General features: G+C 49.9%; 20 protein-coding genes and 1 pseudogene. 7 read left to right on the top strand and 14 right to left on the bottom strand.

The features are described from left to right. The first annotated feature begins 143 nt into the window (after window positions 1-143). From BEB54_RS17300 to BEB54_RS17285, 4 genes and pseudogenes are all read left to right on the top strand, one after another. Window positions 144-746 carry a LemA family protein gene (locus tag BEB54_RS17300; protein WP_103253780.1) on the top strand — a complete coding sequence of 201 codons (603 nt, stop codon included), beginning with the start codon at window positions 144-146 and terminating at the stop codon, window positions 744-746. Window positions 747-759: 13 nt separating this feature from the next. Beyond that, window positions 760-1,431 (top strand): annotated as a pseudogene (locus BEB54_RS17295) (TPM domain-containing protein); the annotation flags it as partial. 251 nt (window positions 1,432-1,682) lie between these two features. Further along, entirely contained in the window at window positions 1,683-2,831 is a 1,149-nt protein-coding gene (locus BEB54_RS17290) for a TPM domain-containing protein (protein WP_105276670.1), read from the top strand. Then, complete coding sequence (locus BEB54_RS17285; RefSeq protein ID WP_123059746.1) at window positions 2,828-3,730, top strand: TPM domain-containing protein; 903 nt, start codon at window positions 2,828-2,830, stop codon at window positions 3,728-3,730. Before BEB54_RS17290 ends, BEB54_RS17285 begins: the two co-directional genes overlap by 4 nt. A gap of 59 nt (window positions 3,731-3,789) precedes the next feature. Here BEB54_RS17285 and eno read toward each other — a convergent pair whose 3' ends face one another. The 7 genes from eno to rlmD form a co-directional block, all read right to left on the bottom strand. Continuing rightward, a complete protein-coding gene (eno, locus tag BEB54_RS17280) occupies window positions 3,790-5,088 on the bottom strand; it encodes a phosphopyruvate hydratase (protein ID WP_000036723.1) in 1,299 nt (432 codons plus the stop codon). Window positions 5,089-5,175: 87 nt separating this feature from the next. After that, a complete protein-coding gene (gene pyrG, locus BEB54_RS17275) occupies window positions 5,176-6,813 on the bottom strand; it encodes a glutamine hydrolyzing CTP synthase (RefSeq protein WP_000210878.1) in 1,638 nt (545 codons plus the stop codon). A gap of 227 nt (window positions 6,814-7,040) precedes the next feature. Continuing rightward, complete coding sequence (gene mazG, locus BEB54_RS17270; RefSeq protein ID WP_032185017.1) at window positions 7,041-7,832, bottom strand: nucleoside triphosphate pyrophosphohydrolase; 792 nt, start codon at window positions 7,830-7,832, stop codon at window positions 7,041-7,043. A gap of 71 nt (window positions 7,833-7,903) precedes the next feature. Beyond that, entirely contained in the window at window positions 7,904-8,239 is a 336-nt protein-coding gene (gene mazF, locus BEB54_RS17265) for an endoribonuclease MazF (protein ID WP_000254750.1), read from the bottom strand. Next, window positions 8,239-8,487: a type II toxin-antitoxin system antitoxin MazE gene (gene mazE, locus BEB54_RS17260; RefSeq protein WP_000581937.1), complete on the bottom strand. Its 249-nt coding sequence runs from the start codon at window positions 8,485-8,487 to the stop codon at window positions 8,239-8,241. Before mazE ends, mazF begins: the two co-directional genes overlap by 1 nt. A gap of 77 nt (window positions 8,488-8,564) precedes the next feature. Further along, the gene (relA, locus tag BEB54_RS17255) at window positions 8,565-10,799 is read right to left on the bottom strand and encodes a GTP diphosphokinase (protein ID WP_000226815.1); all 2,235 of its coding nucleotides are present in this window, start codon (window positions 10,797-10,799) and stop codon (window positions 8,565-8,567) included. A 47-nt stretch (window positions 10,800-10,846) separates the two neighbouring features. After that, window positions 10,847-12,148 carry a 23S rRNA (uracil(1939)-C(5))-methyltransferase RlmD gene (gene rlmD, locus BEB54_RS17250; RefSeq protein WP_000046780.1) on the bottom strand — a complete coding sequence of 434 codons (1,302 nt, stop codon included), beginning with the start codon at window positions 12,146-12,148 and terminating at the stop codon, window positions 10,847-10,849. A gap of 56 nt (window positions 12,149-12,204) precedes the next feature. Between rlmD and barA the strand changes: the two genes are divergently transcribed. Continuing rightward, a complete protein-coding gene (gene barA / locus BEB54_RS17245) occupies window positions 12,205-14,961 on the top strand; it encodes a two-component sensor histidine kinase BarA (RefSeq protein WP_000186438.1) in 2,757 nt (918 codons plus the stop codon). Between the two features lie 231 nt (window positions 14,962-15,192). On the opposite strand, the gene gudD is transcribed toward barA, so the two are convergent. From gudD to syd, 7 genes are all read right to left on the bottom strand, one after another. Further along, on the bottom strand, window positions 15,193-16,533 hold the full coding sequence (gene gudD, locus BEB54_RS17240; RefSeq protein WP_105276672.1) for a glucarate dehydratase: 1,341 nt from the start codon (window positions 16,531-16,533) through the stop codon (window positions 15,193-15,195). Window positions 16,534-16,553: 20 nt separating this feature from the next. Beyond that, window positions 16,554-17,894 (bottom strand): enolase C-terminal domain-like protein, encoded by a 1,341-nt coding sequence (locus BEB54_RS17235; protein ID WP_105276673.1) that lies wholly within the window; start codon window positions 17,892-17,894, stop codon window positions 16,554-16,556. A gap of 1 nt (window position 17,895) precedes the next feature. Next, entirely contained in the window at window positions 17,896-19,248 is a 1,353-nt protein-coding gene (gene gudP, locus BEB54_RS17230) for a galactarate/glucarate/glycerate transporter GudP (protein ID WP_000097090.1), read from the bottom strand. Between the two features lie 419 nt (window positions 19,249-19,667). Next, on the bottom strand, window positions 19,668-20,117 hold the full coding sequence (locus BEB54_RS17225) for a flavodoxin (protein WP_032303689.1): 450 nt from the start codon (window positions 20,115-20,117) through the stop codon (window positions 19,668-19,670). A gap of 17 nt (window positions 20,118-20,134) precedes the next feature. Then, on the bottom strand, window positions 20,135-20,917 hold the full coding sequence (gene truC / locus BEB54_RS17220) for a tRNA pseudouridine(65) synthase TruC (RefSeq protein ID WP_032303690.1): 783 nt from the start codon (window positions 20,915-20,917) through the stop codon (window positions 20,135-20,137). After that, a complete protein-coding gene (locus tag BEB54_RS17215; protein ID WP_000206991.1) occupies window positions 20,917-21,246 on the bottom strand; it encodes a YqcC family protein in 330 nt (109 codons plus the stop codon). Before BEB54_RS17215 ends, truC begins: the two co-directional genes overlap by 1 nt. Before the next feature lie 621 nt (window positions 21,247-21,867). Further along, a complete protein-coding gene (gene syd / locus BEB54_RS17210) occupies window positions 21,868-22,413 on the bottom strand; it encodes a SecY-interacting protein (RefSeq protein WP_000342437.1) in 546 nt (181 codons plus the stop codon). Window positions 22,414-22,480: 67 nt separating this feature from the next. Between syd and queF the strand changes: the two genes are divergently transcribed. Next, window positions 22,481-23,329 (top strand): NADPH-dependent 7-cyano-7-deazaguanine reductase QueF, encoded by an 849-nt coding sequence (queF, locus tag BEB54_RS17205; RefSeq protein WP_054249920.1) that lies wholly within the window; start codon window positions 22,481-22,483, stop codon window positions 23,327-23,329. A 111-nt stretch (window positions 23,330-23,440) separates the two neighbouring features. Continuing rightward, window positions 23,441-24,805: a nucleotide 5'-monophosphate nucleosidase PpnN gene (ppnN, locus tag BEB54_RS17200; protein WP_105276674.1), complete on the top strand. Its 1,365-nt coding sequence runs from the start codon at window positions 23,441-23,443 to the stop codon at window positions 24,803-24,805. Window positions 24,806-25,069 lie beyond the last annotated feature (264 nt).

The following is a 25,069-nucleotide window of genomic DNA, read 5'->3' as shown; positions in this document are numbered from 1 at the left end:
ATTATTGCAGATCCTGCCACAACAATCATGCCTTATTAACATTCTGTTACAGGCAGGTTTAAGGCAAAAAGTGGATTAGATCATAAAGAATAAAATGAAGTGGCGTATTATGTTTTAAGGAATTAATTAAAAGGGATTTAACCATGCTCAGAACATTCATCGTAATTATATTTATTTTCAATTTATCAGGCTGTGGATATAACGATATTCAAACCTATGATGAGCAGGTTAACGCTTCCTGGTCTGAGGTATTAAATCAATATCAACGTCGCGCCGATCTTATTCCTAATCTTGTCGCCAGTATTAAAGGTTATTCCAGCCATGAACAAGAGGTACTGGAAGCCGTAACATTGGCACGTAGTCAGGCTAATCGCGCCAGTAGCGCTCTTCAGCAAACTCCGGGAGATGAACAAAAATTACAAACCTGGCAACAAGCTCAGGCGCAGGTGTCTCGCACTCTCGGTCAGTTAACGATAATTAGTGAACGTTACCCTGAGTTAAAGGCCCAGGAACTCTATCAAAATTTGATGGTACAGCTCGAAGGAAGTGAAAATCGAATTGCCGTTGCGCGAGGAAGATATATTAAAGCTATTGAACAATATAATGTCACTATCCGCAAATTCCCCGCAGTGTTAACCGCAAAGGTCATGGATTACACACCAAAGAAAAATTATTTGCCGGATGATGTCGCCGCTGTGAGTAAAGCCCCGACAATAGATTTTAGCCAGAATACTAATGCTCATTAAGCGAGGAAGTCCTGTGCGAAATTTTATCTTCCTTATGGCTTTCTTCTGTTCATCTGTGTTTGCCACACAAATTCCAGTACCTGAATCACCCAGGTATGTGAATGACTTAACCGGCACATTGACGAGCAGCGAAGTAAACACCCTGACCAACCAGATTAAAGCTCTGACGCAAAAAAGCCACGCACAGCTGGTCGTGTTAGTGGTTGAAACAACGGGCGATGAAACCATCGAGCAGTACGCTACGCGGGTATTCGATAGCTGGAAACCGGGTGATAAAGACCGCGATGATGGCGTTCTACTGTTAGTAGCCTGGCAGGATCATACCGTGCGTATTGAAATCGGTTACGGACTGGAAGGCGTTATTACGGATGCGCAGTCCGGGAAAATTATTCGCAACAGTATTATTCCGGCATTTAAAAATGGCGACCTTGCTGGCGGCTTGCAAAAGGGAATAAGCGATATTGATAATCGTCTGACGGGGAATAATTTAGAAGCGATAACACCGACCGATCACCCTTTGCCCTTTAGCGGTTGGTGGGCTTTGTTAGTCTGGGCAATAGTACTGACCTTTATTTCCGCCAGAGGATATGTCAAAACGCTGGGACTAATTTACTTCACAGCTATTGTACTGGCCTTTGTTTTACCTATAGCAGGTTTCAGCGGAAGCTGGGGAGTACTCGCAACATTACTCTGCTTCGCCACACCGTTCCTGGCTGTCGCCATCGCTTTTACCCCCTTCGGCAAAAAGGTTCGGGATTCGATGCGCAGTGCCAACCGACCGTCACATTACGAAAGAAGTAACTCGGCCTCCTGGCGTTCTTCATCATCGTCGTCATCTTCCTCTTCATCCTCTTTTGACAATGATAATTTCAGCGGCGGCGGCGGTTCATCTGGCGGCGGTGGCGCCTCCGGGCGCTGGTAACAAAAGGAATTGAAATGCGTATTTTTCTCTTACTTCTGATGCTATATGGTTTCCAGGCATTCGCTGAACAATTGCCTTCAGTAACTGACTTAACCGGGACATTAACGACAGAAGAACAAACTGCTTTAAATCAACAATTACAGACTCTCGAGCAGCAAAACCACTTCCAGGTGGCCGTGTTGGTTACGCCGACCACAGGGGGCAAAAACATTAAACTTGCAGCCTCGCAGAGCTACGGGTTATATCACTGGAAACCCGTTGGAGAGAAGCGATATGGCGAAGGTATCTTAATTCTCGTAGTATGGCCGGAAGGGCTGGCGTCAATGAAGATTGGACATGGACTGGAAGAGATGTTGCCGCCGGAACAAGCTGCGCAAATTGTTCGTTACCATATGCAGCCAGAATTCGAAAAAAACAATCTCTTTGCTGGATTAACGGGCGGAATTGAAAGCATCGCACAGTTTACCTATATAAAAGCGAATCTTAGCCCTTTGGATGCTTTAGCCAATCATCTGTTTGCTAATCCGCAACGCTCTCTGCCATGTCTTGCCTGGACACTGCTGATGATCGTTGCCATCGTTGTCCTCTGGCGATTTACCACCCATCCAGGGCCTGGCATATGGATGATATCGATGATTACCCCTATGGTCTGGTTTTTCTGCTTTCAGAACGATGTCATCATTCGACGGGTATCGGTCGTTTGTTTTAGTTTATTTTTCGCAGCAATCTGCTGGCAGCGTCTCGCGGTAGTTTTTAATATATGCCGCGCATTTCCTATGATGCTGGCCCCCCAAAATAAAAACGCTAAAGTGAAAAAACAAAAGAAGGCTCCGCAGGTTCGTGAATCAGGACGAAATTCATTGTTTGTCGTGCTGCTGATAATTGTTGTGGGATGGTGCCTGGTATTTGCCAGTAATAAAGATATTGCGTTCATCTCAACAATTATTGGGCTAATTGATCATTTTATCGGCCCAATAACCATTGCAGGCATCGTTCTTCTGATCATTGTGGCCAAATTTACTGGCAATCTTAAACTGGGATCAGGGCATAAAAGCAACAAGAAAACGGGGAATCGTAATGCTCATTCTCGTTCTTCGTCGAAAAACTCTTTCCGCGGTGGCGGCGGTTCTTCTGGCGGTGGCGGTTCATCCGACCGTTGGTGATCGTTATGCGTATAATCCTTTTTCTACTCACTTTATGGTGCCTTCCTGTGCTTGCCCAGCAAATTGCTGTGCCGGAGCTGCGCCAACAGGTGACCGATATTACTGGTACCTTAAGCACGTCTGAACAACAATCACTGACACAACAGCTGCAGGATATTACACAAAAAACACGGGCACAGGTTGCCGTATTAATAGTGCCATCCACCGGAGACGATACCATTGAACAATATGCAACACGCGTTTTTGATAGCTGGAAACTGGGAGATAAGCAGCGAAACGATGGCATTTTACTTCTGGTTGCCTGGGAAGATCATGCTGTTCGTATAGAAGTCGGCTATGGGCTGGAAGGGGTGGTTACCGACCTGCAAGCGGCAAAGATTATCCGTGATATATTAATCCCTGCTTTCAAAAGTGATGACCTGATGGGGGGGTTAACACTGGCAAGCGAAAATATCGGCGCACTTCTGATGAATGGTGAATTACCGGAAGGCAGGGGGAATTATTACAGTATCAATCCCCCTATCCCATTTTCGCTTGCTGTACTTATATTGCTGGCAGCGCTTTCATATTTTATTGTTTTTACCGATCCGTCGAATCTACCCTGGATAACTCTCACTGCCGCAATTTACGGGATGGTATTCCTCTATGTTGCCGAGCCAGGACCATGGACGAATTTAATCGTTGCCTGCGGTATGTTAACGCCTTTTGCGATCGTAGCGCTGCTTATCTTTTGGCTTATCGTTAATAAAAAGCTACGAGCCAAATACAAGACGCTCGGTAAAGAAAGAGCTTCAAGAAAAGGTTCTTCTTCATCCTCTTCCGGTGGCGGCTCAAGTGGCGGCGGATTTAGCGGAGGTGGCGGTTCTTCTGGCGGTGGCGGTGCTTCCGGTCGCTGGTAACTCAACCATAAAAAATGCCAGCCCGAAGGCTGGCATTTTTAAATCAGATAAAGTCAGGCTTATGCCTGGCCTTTGATCTCTTTACGACCGTTGTACGGTGCTTTTTCGCCCAGAGCTTCTTCGATACGAATCAGCTGGTTGTATTTAGCAACACGGTCAGAACGGCTCATAGAACCCGTTTTGATCTGGCCTGCAGCAGTACCAACAGCCAGGTCAGCGATGGTAGCATCTTCAGTTTCACCGGAACGGTGAGAGATTACTGCAGTGTAGCCAGCGTCTTTCGCCATCTTGATTGCAGCCAGAGTTTCGGTCAGAGAACCGATCTGGTTGAATTTGATCAGGATGGAGTTAGCGATACCTTTTTCGATACCTTCTTTCAGGATCTTGGTGTTGGTTACGAACAGGTCGTCACCAACCAGCTGGATTTTGTCGCCCAGAACTTTGGTCTGGTATGCGAAACCGTCCCAGTCAGATTCGTCCAGACCGTCTTCGATGGATACGATCGGATACTGTTTGGTCAGTTCTTCCAGGAAGTGAGTGAATTCTTCAGAGGTGAACGCTTTGTTGCCTTCGCCAGCCAGAACGTATTTACCGTCTTTGTAGAATTCAGAAGCTGCGCAGTCCATCGCCAGAGTGATGTCTTTGCCCAGTTCATAACCAGCAGCTTTAACAGCTTCAGCGATAACAGCCAGAGCTTCAGCGTTGGAACCCAGGTTCGGCGCATAGCCACCTTCGTCACCAACAGCAGTGTTCATGCCTTTCGCTTTCAGAACTTTTGCCAGGTGATGGAAAACTTCAGAACCCATGCGGATGGCTTCTTTCACAGTTTTCGCGCCAACCGGCTGAATCATGAATTCCTGGATATCAACGTTGTTGTCAGCGTGCTCACCACCGTTGATGATGTTCATCATCGGAACCGGCATGGAGTATTTGCCCGGAGTACCGTTCAGTTCAGCGATGTGCTCGTACAGCGGCATGCCTTTAGCGGCAGCAGCAGCTTTGGCGTTAGCCAGAGATACAGCCAGGATTGCGTTCGCGCCGAATTTGGATTTGTTTTCGGTGCCGTCCAGGTCGATCATGATCTTGTCAATGCCAGCCTGATCTTTGGCATCTTTGCCAATCAGCGCCTGAGCGATCGGGCCGTTAACTGCAGCAACAGCTTTAGTTACGCCTTTGCCCAGGAAACGGGATTTGTCGCCATCGCGCAGTTCCAGAGCTTCACGGGAACCAGTAGAAGCACCTGACGGAGCAGCTGCCATACCGACGAAACCACCCTCCAGATGTACTTCGGCTTCAACAGTCGGGTTACCACGGGAGTCGATGATTTCACGACCGATGATTTTTACGATTTTGGACATTAGGTTTTCCTCAAGTCACTAGTTAAACTGAAACTCCAGACAAACAACGCGTACCCTGGGTACGCGTTGCCGTTCTAACTTTTTTACTTACTTCGCCTGACGTTTCTGGAACTCACTGGCGGCTTTCACAAAGCCTGCAAACAGCGGGTGGCCATCACGTGGAGTAGAAGTAAACTCCGGATGGAACTGGCAAGCCACGAACCACGGGTGATTCGGAACTTCGATGATCTCGACCAACTGATCATCCCCGGAACGGCCCGCAACGCGCAGACCTGCATCTTCAATCTGTTTCAACAGCATGTTGTTGACTTCGTAACGGTGACGATGACGCTCAACAATTGTCGGCGCATTGTACAGCTGGCGAACCAGGCTATCGTCAACCAACTGGCACTGCTGTGCGCCGAGACGCATGGTACCGCCGAGATCGCTCTTCTCGCTACGAACTTCAACGTTGCCGTTTTCATCGCGCCACTCGGTAATCAGCGCCACAACCGGGTACTTACAGTCTGGCACAAATTCCGTAGAGTTGGCGTTCTCCATGTTGGCAACATGGCGAGCGTAATCAATTAACGCCACCTGCATACCCAGGCAAATGCCCAGATAAGGAATATTGTTCTCACGCGCAAAACGCGCGGTCGTAATCATGCCTTCTACGCCACGATAGCCGAAACCGCCAGGTACGAGGATTGCGTCCAGACCTTTAAGGATTTCAACGCCGCGCGTTTCAACATCTTGTGAATCGATCAGTTTGATGTTGACGCTGACACGATTCTTCAGCCCACCGTGTTTCAGTGCTTCGATCACGGATTTGTAGGCGTCCGGCAGTTCAATGTACTTGCCGACCATACCAATGGTGACTTCACTTACCGGATTCGCTTCTTCGAAGATAACCTGTTCCCATTCGGACAGATTCGCTTCCGGGCAGTTTAAGCTGAATCGTTTACAAATATAATCGTCCAGCCCCTGCGATTTCAACAGGCCCGGAATTTTATAGATGGAATCGACGTCTTTCAGAGAAATAACCGCTTTTTCCGGAACATTACAGAACAATGCAATCTTCGCACGTTCGTTCGCCGGAACAGCGCGATCTGAACGACAAATCAGAATGTCAGGCTGGATACCGATGGAGAGCAGTTCTTTTACAGAGTGCTGAGTCGGTTTGGTTTTGACTTCACCAGACGCTGCCATGTACGGCACCAGCGTCAGGTGCATAAACAGGGTGTGCTCACGGCCAATTTCAACAGCCATCTGGCGAATCGCTTCAAGGAACGGCAGGGATTCGATATCACCTACAGTACCGCCGATTTCTACCAGTACCACGTCATGACCTTCGCCGCCTTCCAGCACGCGCTCTTTGATAGCGTTAGTGATGTGCGGAATAACCTGTACGGTTGCGCCGAGGTAGTCGCCGCGGCGTTCTTTGCGCAGAACGTCAGAGTAGATACGACCCGTGGTGAAGTTGTTGCGGCGGCTCATTTTGGTACGAATGAAACGCTCGTAGTGCCCCAGGTCCAGGTCGGTTTCAGCGCCGTCTTCAGTAACGAACACTTCCCCGTGTTGGATTGGGCTCATAGTACCTGGATCGACGTTGATGTACGGATCCAGTTTCATGATGGTCACATTGAGGCCACGGGCTTCAAGAATGGCTGCGAGGGAGGCTGCGGCAATGCCTTTACCCAGAGAGGATACGACCCCGCCGGTCACAAAAATATAGTTCGTTGTCATGCTGAACCTGAGAAGTTAGGTTGAAAAGACGATGGAATAACCAGGACGGGAAAGCAGTATACCCGAACATGACCTGTGCCACAAACTTTCATTATCCCTCCTCTTCGCCAGCGCACTATTGAAATCAGGAGTGAGAAAATAGCCCCTTTGGGGTAAATGTTTTTGACGCAAATCAAGCGCTTGTCATTTAAAAAATGACACAAATCGCGCTTGACCGCGTAATTCCCTTAGAGATCAATTTCCTGCCGTTTTACCTGTTGCCAGACTTCTTCCATTGTTTCGAGGTCAACACCTGTCATTTCCAGTCCACGCGCGGCAACAATACGCTCCACTTCGCGAAAACGGCGCTCGAATTTTTCATTGGCTTTTTGCAATGCGATTTCCGCTTTTGTCCCTAAATGACGAGCCAGATTGACCGTGGCAAACAGCAGGTCACCCATTTCCTCCTCCAGTTTAGCCTGGTCGACAACAGCCTGCCGCGCCTCGTACATCACCTCGTCGATCTCTTCGTAGACCTTATCGACTACCGGGCCGAGCGTCGTCCAGTCAAAGCCAACGTTGGCGCAACGTTTCTGGATTTTTTGCGCACGCATTAAAGCCGGCAAACTACGAGGAATATCGTCCAGCGCCGAATGCTGCGCTTTCTGCGCGCGCTCTTCGGTTTTGATTTGCTCCCAACGGGCGAGCACTTCATTACTGTTTTCGGCAGAACTGTCAGCAAAAACATGCGGATGGCGACGCTCTAATTTATCGCTAATCGCAGCGCAAATATCATTAAAGTCAAAGCGCCCTTCTTCCTGAGCCATTTGCGCGTAAAACACCACCTGGAACAACAGATCGCCGAGTTCACCGCGCAGATCGTCAAAGTCTTCGCGGGCGATGGCGTCCAGCACTTCGTAGGTTTCTTCAAGGGTGTAAGGTGCAATGGTGGCAAATGTCTGCTCTTTATCCCACGGGCAGCCGTTTTCCGGGTCGCGAAGACGCTGCATAATAGTGAGCAAACGGTCGATTTGATTCATTAGAATGTCCTGAAAATTGCGGGTCTGTCAGGTGGAAACCTGTGACCAGAATAGAAGTGAGTTAGTAACACCTAGCCAATCAGCACGTTAATTTTGGCTTTAATGAGTTGTAATTCCTCTGGGGCAACCGTTCCTTTCTTCGTTGCTCCTCTTGCCCGCCAGGCGATACTTTTTACCTGATCAGCTAACGCTACACCATCACGTTCCTGACCGGATAAAACAACTTCGAACGGATATCCTTTTGATTGCGTTGTACAAGGAACACACAGACACATACCTGTTTTGTTGTTGTACATGAACGGACTCAGGACAACAGCCGGACGATGTCCGGCTTGCTCGCTACCTTTTGTCGGGTCAAAATCAACCCAAATCAGATCGCCCGTATCGGGTACGTATCGGCTTACCATTACCAGACTTCCTTATCTTTCGGCTCCCCCCAGTCGATATTCTCGTGGAGGTTTTCCGGCGTGATGTCGTTGACCAGTTCAGCAAGCGTAAATACGGGCTCTTTACGCACTGGCTCAATAATTAATTTGCCATCCACCAGGTCAATCTTCACTTCATCATCAATATTCAGATTGAGCGCCTGCATTAACGTAGCCGGGATCCGCACCGCCGGTGAATTTCCCCAACGCTTTACGCTACTGTGGATCATAACCCTTTCCTCAAACCGCTATCATATGTAGATACAGTATATATCAATCTACATTGTAGATACGAGCTAATTTCGGCCTAACTCCCGTGCAACCGACGCGCGTCGATAACATCCGGCACCTGGTTGAGTTTACCCAGCACGCGGCCCAGCACTTGCAGGTTGTAAATCTCAATAGTCATGTCGATGGTTGCCAGTTGCTGTTTGGTGTCGCTACGGCTGGCAACGCCAAGCACGTTCACTTTCTCGTTGGCGAGAATGGTCGTGATATCACGTAACAACCCACTACGATCATTAGCCACCACGCGGACCACCAGCGAATATCCGGCGGAGTAGCTCTCACCCCATACCGCGTCAACAATGCGTTCTGGCGCATGGGAGCGCAGTTCCGCCAGTTGTTCGCAATCGGCGCGGTGTACTGAAATACCGCGCCCCTGGGTAATGAAGCCGACAATCTCATCTCCAGGAATCGGCTGGCAGCAACGCGCGATGTGGTGCATCAGGTTGCCGACACCTTCTACCACCACACGACCGTTATCTTTACTGCGGTTTTGCGGCGTATAGCTTTTTTGCTGAAGTTGCTTCAGCGCGGCGGCATCCTGCTCTTCGGCACTCGGCTTATTAAATTGCGATTGCAGGAAGTTCACCATCTGATTGAGACGGATATCCCCGCCACCAATCGCTGCTAACAACTCGTCGACATCATTGAAGTTGTAACGCGGCAGCAGATGTTTTTCTGCTTCTTTCAGGCTGATCCCCAGATGTTCCAGCTCGTCGTCAAGGATTTGCCGCCCTGCCAGAATATTTTTGTCACGATCCTGTTTACGGAACCAGGCGTGAATTTTCGAACGCCCACGGCTGGTTGTGACGTAACCGAGGTTTGGGTTTAACCAGTCACGGCTGGGGTTCGGCTGTTTCTGGGTGATAATTTCAATCTGGTCGCCCATCTGCAACTGGTAGGTGAACGGCACAATGCGCCCGCCAATTTTTGCCCCGATGCAGCGGTGTCCGACATCACTGTGGATGTGGTAAGCGAAGTCCAGCGGCGTTGATCCCGCAGGCAAATCAACGACATCGCCTTTCGGCGTAAAGACATACACCCGGTCGTCAAAAACCTGGCTGCGTACTTCGTCGAGCATTTCGCCGGAATCAGCCATCTCTTCCTGCCACGCAATCAGTTTACGCAGCCAGGCAATTCGGTCTTCATGTCCCGAACGTGCGCCGCCAGCTGCCGCGCCTTCTTTATATTTCCAGTGCGCAGCAACACCCAACTCTGCATCTTCATGCATCTGTTTGGTGCGGATTTGGATCTCAACGGTTTTGCCACCCGGCCCCAGAACCACGGTATGAATAGACTGATAACCGTTTGGTTTCGGGTTAGCAACGTAATCGTCAAACTCATCCGGCAGGTGGCGATAGTGAGTGTGCACTATCCCCAGTGCGGCATAACAATCCTGTAAACGCTCGGCGACAATACGTACCGCACGCACATCAAACAGCTCATCGAAGGCGAGGTTCTTTTTCTGCATTTTGCGCCAGATACTGTAGATGTGTTTCGGACGACCATACACTTCAGCTTTAACGCCTTCAGCTTTCATCTCAGCGCGCAGATGACCGACAAACTCTTCGATATAGTGTTCGCGGTCGAGACGGCGTTCATGCAGCAGTTTTGCGATGCGTTTGTATTCGGTCGGGTGGAGATAACGGAAGCAGTAATCTTCCAGCTCCCATTTCAGTTGTCCAATCCCAAGACGGTTCGCCAACGGCGCGTAGATATTGGTGCACTCTTTTGCCGCCAGTACGCGCTCATCTTCCGGCGCGTCTTTTACTTCGCGCAGATGAGCAATACGCTCTGCCAGTTTGATGACCACGCAGCGGAAATCATCGACCATCGCCAATAACATCCGGCGAACGTTATCGACCTGTTCGGAGGAAACAGAATCAGTATGCGTCGCTTTCAGCTGGCGGATCGCCGCCATATCACGCACGCCGTGAATAAGGTTAACGACCGACTTACCGACGCTCTCACGCAGCACATCTTCGCTAACTACGTTGGCATCCGCCAGAGGGAACAGCAGCGCCGCCCGCAGCGTGTCAATGTCCATACTTAATGTCGAGAGGATCTCCACCATCTCAACACCACGCCACAATAACAGACTGGCATCCGGATGCCCCTGCGTCTGTTGCAGACAATACGCCCAGGTTTCGGCTAAGCACTCACACGACTTCTGGCTGGTAATACCCAGACTTGCGATCCATTTTTCCGGATCAAATTCACCAGCCTTATTGATATGTGCACTTCTTACCGCAACCATCGTCCTCTCCTTTAGGGACCAGACCTGCCGAAATCGGCAAATCGTAACTATTTAACGCGCGAGAAAAGTACCATCGATTCCAGATGTCCCGTGTGTGGGAACATATCCAGCATCGCCAGTCGCGCAATGGTATATCCTGCTTTTAATAACGCTTCGCTATCCCGAGCCAGCGTTGCAGGATTACAGGATACATAAACTATACGAATAGGTTCCAGTTTTATAATTTGCTGCATAACACCTGCGGCACCTGCTCGCGCCGGGTCCAGCAACACTTTATCGAAGCCGTTTTTCGCCCACGGCTGCTTTGTGACATCTTCTTCAAGATTTTCGTGATAAAACGTCACATTGTGTAAGCCATTAAGACGCGCATTCTGCTGGCCTTTTTCAACCAGCGCCGGAACGCCTTCTACACCCACCACACTGGCAGCTTGTGTCGCCAATGGCAGTGTAAAGTTGCCCATACCGCAGAACAGATCCAGTACGCGATCTTCAGGTTGTACATCCAGCCATTCCAACGCACGCGCTACCATTTTTTGGTTCACACCCGCATTGACCTGAATAAAATCGCGCGGGCTAAAAGTTAAGCGCAACCCGTTTGAGTCATACCAGGGCATCTCACCAGAGACGGTTTCGAGTATCTCACTATCGGGGGCGAGATACAGATCCAGGCCTTCAGAATGCGAAAAGCGTTCCAGTTTTTCGCGATCTGCCGAACTTAGCGGTGCGGTATGGCGCAAAATCATCAGCGTACCGCTGGTTGCTTGTACCAGTTCAACATGACCAAGATGGCGCATAGCTTGTAAGCTGCCAAGGCATGCCCTGACTTTGGGCAGCAATGCTTCAAGTTGGGGCACTAAAATGGGGCATTGTTTAACGTCGACAATGTCACTGGAGCCCGCTTTGCGAAACCCCATCTGAAGTTGCTGTGTTTTCGGTAAGTAGTTCAAACTTAAACGCGCGCGACGGCGATAGCCCCAGGGAACATCGGCGATCACTTCAGAGACTTCGTGTTTCATTAATCGGGCGAGTGCCGCACTTTTGCTTCGCTGCTGTAAATCCTCGCTGGCGTGTTGTTGCTGACAGCCACCGCATACGCCAAAATGAGGGCAGCGTGGCGTTTCGCGTTCCGGGCTATCGCTTAACCGGCGCACGACTTTAGCTCGGGCGTACTGTTTTTTATCTTCAGTAACAGTAACTTCCGCGTTTTCCTGTGGCAATAATCCAGGAATAAATAACGCTTTGCCGTTATGTCGTGCCACGCCCTGACCAAAAGAGTCGAGGTCGTTGACTGAAACAGTTATGATCTGACGCGTCGTCGTGCGTCGTTTTGCAGAGTAGAATTGCGCCATTGGCGAGACTTTCTCAATTTAACAGTGTGACCTTAATTGTCCCATAACGGAACTCCATGACCAACTACAGCCTGCGCGCACGCATGATGATTCTGATCCTGGCACCGACCGTCCTTATTGGTTTATTGCTGAGTATCTTTTTCGTCGTGCATCGCTATAACGACTTGCAGCGTCAACTGGAAGATGCCGGAGCCAGCATTATTGAGCCGCTTGCAGTTTCTACTGAATATGGCATGAGCCTGCAAAATCGCGAATCTATCGGTCAGTTAATAAGCGTACTGCATCGTCGCCATTCCGATATTGTTCGCGCGATTTCGGTTTATGATGAAAATAACCGACTCTTTGTCACCTCCAATTTTCATCTTGATCCCTCATCAATGCAGCTCGGCAGCAACGTGCCGTTTCCTCGCCAGCTCACTGTCACTCGTGACGGCGATATTATGATCCTCCGCACGCCGATTATTTCTGAGAGTTACTCCCCCGACGAATCGCCCAGTAGCGATGCCAAAAATAGTCAAAATATGTTGGGATATATTGCGCTTGAGCTGGATCTTAAATCGGTTCGCTTGCAGCAATATAAAGAGATCTTTATTTCCAGCGTGATGATGCTGTTTTGTATCGGTATTGCGCTTATTTTTGGCTGGCGCTTAATGCGCGATGTAACCGGTCCGATTCGCAACATGGTGAATACCGTCGACCGCATCCGTCGCGGGCAACTCGACAGCCGGGTGGAAGGATTTATGCTCGGCGAGCTGGATATGCTGAAAAACGGTATCAACTCGATGGCAATGTCGCTGGCAGCTTATCACGAAGAGATGCAGCACAATATCGACCAGGCGACGTCCGATCTACGTGAAACGCTGGAGCAGATGGAAATTCAGAACGTTGAGTTGGATCTGGCGAAAAAACGTGCCCAGGAAGCGGCGCGGATTAAGTCTGAGTTTCTGGCAAATATGTCCCACGAGCTGCGAACTCCGCTCAATGGCGTTATTGGCTTTACCCGCCTGACGCTGAAAACAGAATTAACGCCAACGCAGCGCGACCACCTGAATACGATTGAACGTTCGGCAAATAATTTGCTGGCAATTATTAATGATGTTCTCGACTTTTCGAAACTGGAAGCAGGTAAGCTGATTCTGGAAAGTATTCCATTCCCACTACGCAGCACGCTGGATGAAGTCGTTACCCTGCTGGCACATTCTTCTCACGATAAAGGGCTGGAACTGACGCTCAATATTAAGAGCGACGTGCCCGATAACGTAATTGGCGACCCACTGCGATTACAGCAAATCATCACTAACCTGGTGGGGAATGCAATTAAATTCACCGAGAATGGCAACATTGATATTCTGGTAGAAAAACGTGCGCTGAGTAATACCAAAGTGCAGATTGAAGTACAGATTCGGGATACCGGCATTGGTATTCCGGAACGCGATCAATCGCGCTTATTCCAGGCCTTCCGACAGGCTGATGCCAGTATTTCCCGCCGTCATGGTGGCACCGGGCTGGGGCTGGTGATTACACAAAAACTGGTTAATGAAATGGGCGGCGATATTTCGTTCCATAGCCAGCCGAATCGCGGTTCAACTTTCTGGTTCCACATTAATCTCGATCTGAATCCGAACATTATTATCGAAGGGCCATCCACCCAGTGCCTCGCCGGCAAGCGCCTGGCCTATGTCGAACCAAACTCCGCAGCAGCGCAATGCACGCTGGATATTTTAAGTGAAACGCCGCTGGAAGTGGTTTATAGCCCAACGTTCTCCGCGCTGCCTCCCGCGCATTACGACATGATGTTATTAGGCATTGCGGTGACCTTCCGCGAGCCGCTAACAATGCAACATGAGCGATTAGCGAAAGCGGTATCGATGACCGATTTTCTGATGCTGGCACTTCCTTGCCATGCACAAGTCAATGCTGAAAAACTTAAGCAAGATGGTATCGGCGCGTGTCTGCTGAAACCATTAACACCTACGCGCCTGTTCCCTGCCCTGACGGAATTTTGTCATCACAAACAAAACACGCTTTTGCCTGTTACCGATGAAAGTAAGCTGGCAATGACTGTCATGGCGGTTGATGACAACCCCGCTAACCTGAAACTTATCGGCGCGTTACTGGAAGATATGGTGCAACATGTAGAGCTTTGCGATAGCGGGCATCAGGCCGTTGAACGGGCGAAACAGATGCCGTTCGATCTGATCTTAATGGATATTCAAATGCCGGACATGGACGGAATTCGGGCCTGCGAACTCATCCACCAGCTCCCACATCAGCAACAAACGCCGGTTATCGCGGTAACGGCGCATGCAATGGCCGGGCAAAAAGAGAAGCTGCTTGGCGCAGGGATGAGCGATTATCTGGCGAAACCGATTGAAGAAGAACGATTGCATAATTTGCTGTTGCGCTACAAGCCTGGCAGCGGTATTTCCTCTCGCGTCGTGACCCCCGAAGTCAATGAAATTGTGGTGAACCCGAATGCGACCCTCGACTGGCAACTGGCACTACGCCAGGCAGCAGGAAAAACCGATTTAGCGCGCGATATGCTGCAAATGTTACTCGATTTCCTGCCTGAAGTTCGCAACAAAGTTGAGGAACAGCTGGTTGGAGAAAACCCGGAAGGCTTGGTTGATTTGATTCATAAACTGCATGGCAGTTGCGGCTATAGCGGTGTGCCGCGTATGAAGAATCTCTGCCAACTGATCGAACAACAGCTACGTAGCGGTACTAAAGAAGAAGATTTGGAGCCGGAGCTGCTGGAACTGTTGGACGAGATGGATAATGTGGCGCGCGAAGCCAGCAAAATTCTTGGGTAATGGACGTCTTGTCGAGTAGCAATCGGCTTTTTATAACGCTGGTTTCAGACTGGTGACAAGGTGCCTGTGTTTATGCCGGATGCGGCGTTAACGCCTTATCCGGCATAAACACCAATTAAATTCAATGAATTAAAAAAATAATGTAGGCCTGATACGTAGCGCAACAGGCAATTTTGCGTTTGGCATCAGACTCAACCCGGCTCCTGACAGAGCCGGTTTTGGTTTTCTGTCTTAACGCACCATGCACGGACGCTTGTTATCGAACGTCCAGCCAGGAATCAGGTACTGCATCCCCATGGCATCGTCACGCGCGCCAAGCCCGTGTTTCTGATACAGCTCGTGGGCTTTCATCACCTGATCCATATCGATTTCTATGCCTAATCCTGGTTTTTGCGGCACCTGTACCAGCCCGCCTTTGATCTCAAACGGTTCTTTGGTCAGACGCTGATTGCCTTCCTGCCAGATCCAGTGCGTATCAATAGCAGTAATTTTACCCGGTGCAGCAGCGGCTACATGGGTAAACATCGCCAGGGAAATATCGAAGTGGTTGTTAGAGTGTGACCCCCAGGTCAGGCCAAATTCATGGCACATTTGCGCCACACGTACCGAACCTTGCATCGTCCAGAAATGCGGATCCGCCAGCGGGATATCAACGGATTGTAACGAGAGCGTATGGCCCATCTGCCGCCAGTCGGTGGCGATCATATTGGTTGCGGTCGGCAGGCCAGTCGCGCGACGGAACTCTGCCATCACTTCACGCCCGGAGAAACCTTGCTCCGCACCACACGGATCTTCTGCATAAGCCAGCGAACCTTTCAGGTATTTACCGATTTTAATCGCTTCGTTCAGCGACCAGGCACCGTTAGGATCGAGGGTAATACGCGCCTGCGGGAAGCGTTGCGCCAGTGCCACAATAGATTCGGCTTCTTCTTCTCCGGCCAGTACACCGCCCTTCAGTTTGAAATCGTTGAAGCCATATTTTTCATATGCCGCTTCCGCCAGGCGCACCACCGCATCCGGCGTCATCGCTTCTTCATGACGCAGGCGATACCAGTCGCATGAGTCATCCGGCTGGCTTTGATACGGCAGCGGTGTGGCTTTGCGATTACCGACGAAGAACAGATAACCGAGCATTTCGACTTCGCTACGCTGTTGACCATCGCCCAGCAGCGATGCCACGTTTACCCCCAGATGCTGCCCCAACAGATCCAGCATTGCCGCTTCTATCCCGGTAACTACATGAATAGTGGTACGCAAATCAAATGTCTGCAAACCGCGCCCGCCGGCATCACGATCGGCAAATGTATTACGCACCAGCGTCAGAACGTTTTTGTATTCACCCAGCGTTTTACCCACCACCAGCGGAATTGCATCTTCCAGCGTTTTACGGATTTTCTCGCCGCCGGGAATTTCCCCTACGCCAGTGTGACCAGAATTATCTTTGATAATCAAAATATTACGCGTGAAGAACGGTGCGTGTGCACCACTCAGATTCATCAGCATACTGTCATGGCCCGCCACCGGGATGACCTGCATTTCAGTAACAACAGGCGTCGTAAATTGAAAACTCATATCTATGTCCTTTTTCAAAATCAATGACGGCCGAAAACGGGACGTTTACGGTCAAAGGTCCAGCCGGGGATCAGGTACTGCATCGGGCCCGCGTCGTTACGCGCACCGCCAGGCAGACGTTTATAGGCCTCATGCGCCTTTTGTACCTGCTCCCAGTCCAGTTCCACGCCCAGACCGGGCGCATCAGGAACGGCAATTTTTCCGTTTTTAATCTCCAGCGGATTTTTGGTCAGGCGACAATCTCCCTCCTGCCAAATCCAGTGGGTATCGATAGCGGTAGGATTACCCGGTGCCGCCGCGCCCACATGGGTAAACATCGCCAGAGAGATATCAAAGTGGTTATTAGAATGGCAGCCCCAGGTCAGCCCCCAGTCGTCGCAAAGTTGCGCCACGCGGACTGCACCGGAAAGCGTCCAGAAATGCGGATCGGCAAGTGGAATATCTACCGCATTGAGCATCACCGCATGGCCCATTTCGCGCCAGTTGGTGGCGATCATGTTAGTCGCGACGGGCAAGCCGGTCGCCCGTCGAAACTCCGCCATCACTTCACGTCCGGAGAAACCCTGCTCAGCGCCGCACGGGTCTTCCGCATAGGTGAGAACATCATTCAGCCCTTTGCACAGAGAAATGGCTTCATCAAGCAGCCATGCACCGTTGGGATCAACGGTAATTCGCGCATCCGGGAAGCGTTTCTTCAATGCACGAACAGTGTCGATTTCTTGCTCGCCAGGTAACACTCCGCCCTTAAGTTTGAAATCTTTAAAGCCATAGCGTTCCTGTGAAGCTTCCGCCAGACGCACAACGGCTTCGCTGTTCATCGCTTTCTGATGCCGCAATTGATACCACTCATGGTTGCCCGGCGTATTTTCCAGATAAGGAAGATCGGTTTTGGTCCGATCACCGATATAAAACAGATAACCGAGGACGGTAATAGCATCGCGTTGCTTGCCTGGCCCTAACAGTTCGCAGACCGGAACATTCAGCGCCTTACCTAGCAGGTCAAGCAAGGCGGCTTCCAGCGCCGCCACGGCATTAACGCGCAATTCAAAAGTCCAGGCACCTTTGCCGAAGGTATCAAAATCGGCTGCCTGATTACCTTTATGCACCTGCTGAACCACTTTATTCAGTCGTGCGATCTCCTGGCCCAGCACCATCGGAATAGCATCGACCAGTGTCTGATAAATCACCTCTCCGCCGGGCGCTTCACCAATACCGGTATGCCCGGCGTTATCGGTGAGTACCACAATATTGCGGGTGAAATATGCGTTATGTGCACCACCAATATTAAGCAACATGCTGTCATGCCCGGCCACCGGAATGACTTTCATATCAGTAATAACAGGACTGGATTGTGTCGCCATCTTATTGCCCCGCAACAGGTTTCAACTCGATACGCTTGATATCGCCCACCAGCACCAGGTAGCTCAGTACCGCGATTAGGGCATGAACACCAACATAAATCAGCGCCCCATTAAAGGAGCCAGTCGTGCCAACGATATAACCAATTGCGATTGGCGTGACGATACCGGAAATGTTACCAAACATATTGAACAGGCCACCGGAAAGACCGCTGATCTCTTTTGGCGCGGTATCTGCCATTACAGCCCAACCCAGCGCCCCAATGCCCTTACCGAAGAAGGCCAGCGCCATAAAGCCGATGATCATCCACTCAACGTTGACGTAGTTACAGAACACCATCACCATTGATAGCAACATGCCCATCACGATCGGTGTTTTACGCGCAATGTTCAGCGAACCTGTGCGGCGCATCAGCCAGTCTGAAATAATCCCCCCCAACACGCCGCCGATAAAACCGCAAACCGCCGGTACGGAAGCCACAAAGCCCGCTTTCAGAATCGACATCCCGCGTGCCTGCACCAGATAAACCGGAAACCAGGTAATGAAGAAGTAAGTCAGGGCGTTGATACAGTACTGACCGATATAAACGCCGATCATCATCCGTGACCCGAGCAGCTGTTTGATCTGCCCCCACTTCACGCTGAACGACACTTTAACTTTGGTATTTTGCTGATCCATATTGATCAGCGCACCACCCGCGGCGATGTACTCCAGCTCTTTCTGATTTACGCCCGGATGTTGATTTGGCTCATGGATGACTTTCAACCAGATAAAGCTGATGACAATGCCCAGACCGCCCATGAAGAAGAAGACATGTGACCAACCCACTTCATGAGTCAGCCAGCCCATAATCGGCGCGAAGATCACCGTTGCGAAGTATTGGGCGGAGTTAAAAATAGACACTGCAGTTCCCCTTTCCTGCGCCGGAAACCAGGCCGCTACAATGCGACTGTTACCGGGGAAAGATGGCGCTTCAGCAAGCCCGACCAGGAAGCGCAGCGTAAACAGGGCAACGATAATGCCGAATCCACTAAAGATATCGACGAAGCCTTGCAGCAAGGTAAACATCGACCAGATAAAGATCGACCAGAAGTAGACGCGTTTTGAACCAAAACGGTCCAGCAACCAGCCACCAGGGATCTGCCCGATAACATAAGCCCATGAGAAAGCAGAGAACACATAGCCCATTCCCACAGGATCAAGGCCGATATCTTTGGCCATTTCCGAACCGGCGATAGAGAGCGTAGCGCGGTCGCCGTAGTTGAAGGATGTGACGATAAACAACATCACCACTATCCAGTAACGAGCATTCGTGCGTTTTTCCACACTGCTCGCAGCCTGACTTAAAGAACTCATTGTTGCACTCCTGAAAATTCGCGTTAGCCACGCTCACTCTGGACTGCGACATCGCCAGGAAATCAGAGGTGACGTAGGGTATTTTTTGCCGTTTTTATAGGTCGTTCGCCGAATACGGCGCGTGTTTATATCTGGCAATAACAGTATAAAAAGCGCGCCATAGCGGCTCACCGTGCAACAACACAACATTAATGCGTTCAATGAGGCCCGATTTTGGCATTAGCCCTGGACGGTGGAATCCACTTCACGGAAATGAAAACAAGAACAAGAAAGGAAGGGTTAAAACGAAGAAATAAAGAAGAGTATGAAATGGATCGCTTGACTCCAGGCAAACGCCAGTAAAAATCCGCGCTATGAAGCAGTTTTTACTGGCATTTGCCTGAAAAGATTCGATTCAGTTTGCTTAAAACGGCAATTTTTCAGGACAACAGCGTGCCCCACTGTTCGACCCACGGATTTGATTCCGTTTCCGGTTCCGGGTTATCACTGGCGTCAATCAGCAGCATTTCCCCTATCCGCTGCGCACTCTGTTCCTGCAACAAGGCATCGAACTGTTTGCCGCCATTGCAGAAATTCACATAACTACTGTCGCCGAGCGCAATCACGCCATAACGCAGATTCGGCTGGAAGCCCAGGGTATCTTTAATTCCCTGAAAGAGCGGCACAATGCTATCAGGAAGGTCGCCCTGCCCGGTCGTGGACGTAACCACCAGAACATACTTATCCTGATAGGGCAGCCAGTCGCTTAATTCAGGATCTTCAAATACCGTTGCTTTGTGGCCCTGCGCGGTCAGAATTGCTTCCGCTTCTTCCGCCACTAACAGCGAATTTCCGTACATTGTGCCCACAAAAATACCAATTTCCGCCATACCGTTTTCTCCCTGGATTAGGAACTTATCTCTCCATCCTGACCCGATGGCGCACTGAACTCAACCCTTTCATTTTCAGGAAGCAGACCCCGCCAGCCAAATTGTGATAACGCCTGCATCCAGGTGCCGTCCAGGCCCGCGTGAATAGTCAACGGCTCGCCAGTAAAAGGATGTGTCAATGACAACTGACTGGCATGCAGCATTAACCGCTGAAGGCCAAAATGTTCAGCACCGCTACGATTTTGACGTAAATCACCATGTTTGCTGTCGCCAATAATCGGATGGCGCAAGTGGGCAAGATGGCGACGGAGCTGATGCTTGCGTCCTGTTTTCGGCTCCAGTTCCACCAGACCGTAGCGCGTAGTCGGGTAACGTCCGGTCGCTACAGGCATTTCTACGGTCGCCAGACCGCGATAATGTGTCACCGCTGGCTGTGGACCTTTATCTTCGCGGACGAATTTATCAGCGATTTTGTCCAGTTCTTCCACCAGCGGATAATCCAGCACAGCCTCTTCCATCAGCCAGCCGCGCACAATCGCATGGTAACGTTTCTGGATTTGGTGCTGTTCAAACTGTTGTGCCAGCAGCCGTCCGGCCTCGCTGGATAGTCCCATCAGCAATACGCCGGACGTCGGTCGATCCAGCCGATGCGCGGTAAATACATGCTGACCAATCTGGTCACGCACGGTTTGCATGACCACTACTTTCTCGTCGCGATCCAGCCAGCTGCGGTGAACCAGCCAGCCGGAGGGTTTATTTACCGCAACCAGCCATTCATCCTGGTAGATTATTTCCAGCATCAGCTCGCATCATCCGCAAAAAGAGCATCCAGTTTTTCCAGCTCAGCCAGAATAAGCGCGCGTTGCGGATGGTCCGTCGCCAGCGCCATTTCATAATAGGGTGCAACAGCAAAAGCGCCCGGTAATGGCTGGTTATTATCTAACAAATCGTGCATTCGCGGGATCAGCACCCATTGCAACCACTCCAGTGGTTCCATGGTGTCCATAAAGAACGGTTGGGTACTGTTAAATTGATGCGGCTGGGGTTCATCGTTTCGCCAGTGCTGATGTTCACGCAGTAACGCTTCAAGCGCCTGCAACTGGAGACGAACGCGGTCATGAGTGGTCATAAAGCAACCTCAATAAGAAAAACTGCCGCGAAGGATAGCAGGAATAAAAAAAGGGAGCACTGTATTCACAGTGCTCCCGGTTCGTTTCGCAGCATTCCAGCTACTTTTGTTGCTCCCTGCTCATCCTTGACAACTTTTCCTCTGGCCTTGCGGCCAATCGTTCATCCTGAACTATTGCTTCCTGCTCACACCACCCCGATGTGATACTTCATCCTGAAGTGTCCCTGGCCTTCCTGACCCACCGAATCATCCTGACCGGTTCTCATTCTCCATCCTGGAGGTGTCCTTTAACGCGTCCTGCGTCATCCTCTTCGCTTCATCCAGAAGCCTTTCCCTGAAACACCCTCCTGGTGTGTCCTTCAGAAGTGTCATCATCCTGATGTTCACTTCGTTGTCTGACTCCCTGTCGACGAAGATAGAATCGTCTTTTTCGCGAAGTCTTACAAGGCGCTTACAGACAATGCCTTAAGGAAAATTTCATATGAAAGTTAAGAATTAACAAGCAATATATTGATTTTAAATGAAAATAACGATTCTTATCTTTTTAAGTATTCGCTTATTTCCTGGCGATCTCCTACAGAGTCTGTAAGAGATCTCTCACAACAAGATGGGGTATTTGGATTACAGAAGAGGCTTAAGTTGATTAAGGAATTCCGCAAGATTTGAGGCTAAATGCGTCCGTTTGCGTGTTCCCAGCGTCTCTTTGCACACTTCACCGGAGAGATTACACACCGAGATGACCTCTAACTCTTCTTCCAGCGTCGCGATAAATAGCGTGGGCGGCAGTTTTAGCCTTTTCTGAGTCACCAGATGACCAATCAGATTTTCCTGCACCCGACGGAAGTCGTCTTCACTCCAGGTTTGCAGCAATGTCAGTTTGATATCGCCAAACTGCGCGTGCATATCCCCGGCAAACTGGGTCGTGTAAAAAGTATGAACCGTGGGTTGTATCACAATATCAAAAGCACGTTCAACCGCGTTTACATTTTGTTCACCGGTAAACGGCTGGGGTTGCCAGTATACAGCGTCTTCGGTGGTTGAAATAATGCACGGTGAAGGAACGCCGTACAGTTCCTCACTTAACGGCCAGCTTTTATGCTCTTCATGCCACGCATCGCAGTAGCGTGCAGTAAAATCTTTCAGGGCTTGTGCGGTCAAATCGTCCACTAATTTCTCTCTTCACTTAAACCAGATACACTTGTCGTTTAGTTTATCTGGTTTATGACGGTGAAACATGTCTTCTTATGCAAACCATCAGGCACTTGCGGGCCTGACTCTTGGAAAATCAACCGATTACCGGGATACCTATGACGCCAGCCTGCTACAAGGCGTTCCGCGTAGTCTGAATCGCGATCCGCTGGGTCTGAAAGCGGATAACCTGCCTTTTCATGGTACGGATATCTGGACGCTATATGAACTTTCCTGGCTGAATGCGAAAGGTTTGCCGCAGGTCGCCGTCGGTCATGTTGAACTTGATTACACCAGCGCAAATCTGATTGAGTCGAAGAGTTTTAAGCTCTATCTCAACAGTTTTAACCAGACGCGTTTTAATAACTGGGATGAGGTGCGCCAGACGCTGGAGCGCGACTTAAGCACCTGCGCCCAGGGTAAGGTTAGCGTGGCGTTATATCGTCTTGATGAACTGGAAGGCCAACCGATAGGTCATTTCAATGGCACTTGCATTGATGACCAGGATATCACTATCGATAACTATGAATTCACTACTGACTATCTGGAGAATGCCACCAGTGGCGAAAAAGTAGTAGAAGAGACGCTCGTCAGCCATCTGCTGAAATCAAATTGCCTGATCACCCATCAACCAGATTGGGGAGCGATCCAAATTCAGTATCGTGGACGCCAAATTGACAGAGAAAAACTGCTGCGTTACCTGGTTTCTTTCCGTCATCACAACGAGTTCCACGAACAGTGCGTGGAACGCATCTTTAATGACCTGTTACGCTTCTGCCAGCCAGAGAAATTGAGCGTTTACGCACGTTATACCCGTCGTGGCGGTCTGGACATTAACCCGTGGCGCAGTAATAGCGATTTTGTCCCATCGACCACAAGACTGGTTCGGCAATAAATTTTTTCTCAATTTTGCGTGCTGGATTCACGCAGAAGGTTGTGAAAGGTCATCAGGCAGGGCTATTGTAATCAAAGGGAATGACGATATTCGTCCCATAAGGAGTTTTTCTTGATTACACATATTAGCCCGCTTGGCTCCATGGATATGTTGTCGCAGCTGGAAGTGGATATGCTTAAACGCACCGCCAGCAGCGACCTCTATCAACTGTTTCGCAACTGTTCACTTGCCGTACTGAACTCCGGTAGTTTGACCGATAACAGCAAAGAATTGCTGTCTCGTTTTGAAAATTTCGATATTAACGTCCTGCGCCGTGAACGCGGCGTAAAGCTGGAACTGATTAATCCCCCGGAAGAGGCTTTTGTCGATGGGCGAATTATTCGCGCTTTGCAGGCCAACTTGTTCGCGGTTCTGCGTGACATTCTCTTCGTTTACGGGCAAATCCATAACACCGTTCGTTTTCCCAACCTGAATCTCGACAACTCCGTCCACATCACTAACCTGGTCTTTTCCATCTTGCGTAACGCTCGCGCACTGCATGTCGGTGAAGCGCCAAATATGGTGGTCTGCTGGGGCGGGCACTCAATTAACGAAAACGAGTATTTGTATGCCCGTCGCGTCGGGAATCAGCTGGGCCTGCGTGAGCTGAATATCTGCACCGGCTGTGGTCCGGGAGCGATGGAAGCGCCAATGAAAGGTGCTGCGGTCGGACACGCACAGCAGCGTTACAAAGACAGTCGTTTTATTGGTATGACAGAGCCGTCGATTATCGCCGCTGAACCGCCTAACCCGCTGGTCAACGAATTGATCATCATGCCGGATATCGAAAAACGTCTGGAAGCTTTTGTTCGTATCGCTCACGGCATCATTATCTTCCCTGGCGGTGTGGGTACGGCAGAAGAGTTGCTGTATTTGCTGGGAATTTTAATGAACCCGGCCAACAAAGATCAGGTTTTACCATTGATCCTCACCGGCCCGAAAGAGAGCGCCGACTATTTCCGCGTACTGGACGAGTTTGTCGTGCATACGTTGGGTGAAAACGCGCGCCGCTATTACCGCATCATCATTGATGACGCCGCTGAAGTCGCTCGTCAGATGAAAAAATCGATGCCGCTGGTGAAAGAAAATCGCCGCGACACAGGCGATGCCTACAGCTTTAACTGGTCAATGCGCATTGCGCCAGATTTGCAAATGCCGTTTGAGCCGTCTCACGAGAATATGGCTAATCTGAAGCTTTACCCGGATCAACCCGTTGAAGTGCTGGCTGCTGACCTGCGCCGTGCGTTTTCCGGTATTGTGGCGGGTAACGTAAAAGAAGTCGGTATTCGCGCTATTGAAGAGTTTGGTCCTTATAAAATCAACGGCGATAAAGAGATTATGCGTCGTATGGATGACCTGCTACAGGGTTTTGTTGCCCAGCATCGTATGAAGTTGCCAGGCTCAGCCTACATCCCTTGCTACGAAATCTGCACGTAATCTCCCCTTCCCCGGTGACATTTGTTGCCGGGTTTTCTCGTTTTTGGTTACTTACTCATCAATTCATTTCATTTGTTATATAAATGTTTCTTACCGTCCTCACGCGATAAATATCATCACAGTTAATATGTCATACAATTTATATTGCAACGCAAACGTTTCCCTGTTTTCACAAACCACATTTTATCGCTATGAAAAATAAATTATCCCCATTATTCACTAAAAGTATTGATTTTTTCAGCTCAACCTACATATATTGCGCGA

Source organism: Escherichia sp. MOD1-EC6021, assembly GCF_002965245.1.
In the GTDB taxonomy this organism is placed as follows: Bacteria; Pseudomonadota; Gammaproteobacteria; order Enterobacterales; family Enterobacteriaceae; genus Escherichia; species Escherichia coli_F.
Note: the sequence above shows the minus strand (reverse complement) of the source record. Positions and strands in the feature narration are given on the sequence as shown.

Coding starts and splice junctions, on each gene's coding strand:
- BEB54_RS17300 (WP_103253780.1), top strand. CDS start 144: ATGCTCAGAACATTCATCGTAATTATATTTATTTTCAATTTATCAGGC.
- BEB54_RS17290 (WP_105276670.1), top strand. CDS start 1,683: ATGCGTATTTTTCTCTTACTTCTGATGCTATATGGTTTCCAGGCATTC.
- eno (WP_000036723.1), bottom strand. CDS start 5,088: ATGTCCAAAATCGTAAAAATCATCGGTCGTGAAATCATCGACTCCCGT.
- pyrG (WP_000210878.1), bottom strand. CDS start 6,813: ATGACAACGAACTATATTTTTGTGACCGGCGGGGTCGTATCCTCTCTG.
- mazG (WP_032185017.1), bottom strand. CDS start 7,832: ATGAATCAAATCGACCGTTTGCTCACTATTATGCAGCGTCTTCGCGAC.
- mazF (WP_000254750.1), bottom strand. CDS start 8,239: ATGGTAAGCCGATACGTACCCGATACGGGCGATCTGATTTGGGTTGAT.
- mazE (WP_000581937.1), bottom strand. CDS start 8,487: ATGATCCACAGTAGCGTAAAGCGTTGGGGAAATTCACCGGCGGTGCGG.
- relA (WP_000226815.1), bottom strand. CDS start 10,799: ATGGTTGCGGTAAGAAGTGCACATATCAATAAGGCTGGTGAATTTGAT.
- rlmD (WP_000046780.1), bottom strand. CDS start 12,148: ATGGCGCAATTCTACTCTGCAAAACGACGCACGACGACGCGTCAGATC.
- barA (WP_000186438.1), top strand. CDS start 12,205: ATGACCAACTACAGCCTGCGCGCACGCATGATGATTCTGATCCTGGCA.
- gudD (WP_105276672.1), bottom strand. CDS start 16,533: ATGAGTTTTCAATTTACGACGCCTGTTGTTACTGAAATGCAGGTCATC.
- BEB54_RS17235 (WP_105276673.1), bottom strand. CDS start 17,894: ATGGCGACACAATCCAGTCCTGTTATTACTGATATGAAAGTCATTCCG.
- gudP (WP_000097090.1), bottom strand. CDS start 19,248: ATGAGTTCTTTAAGTCAGGCTGCGAGCAGTGTGGAAAAACGCACGAAT.
- BEB54_RS17225 (WP_032303689.1), bottom strand. CDS start 20,117: ATGGCGGAAATTGGTATTTTTGTGGGCACAATGTACGGAAATTCGCTG.
- truC (WP_032303690.1), bottom strand. CDS start 20,917: ATGCTGGAAATAATCTACCAGGATGAATGGCTGGTTGCGGTAAATAAA.
- BEB54_RS17215 (WP_000206991.1), bottom strand. CDS start 21,246: ATGACCACTCATGACCGCGTTCGTCTCCAGTTGCAGGCGCTTGAAGCG.
- queF (WP_054249920.1), top strand. CDS start 22,481: ATGTCTTCTTATGCAAACCATCAGGCACTTGCGGGCCTGACTCTTGGA.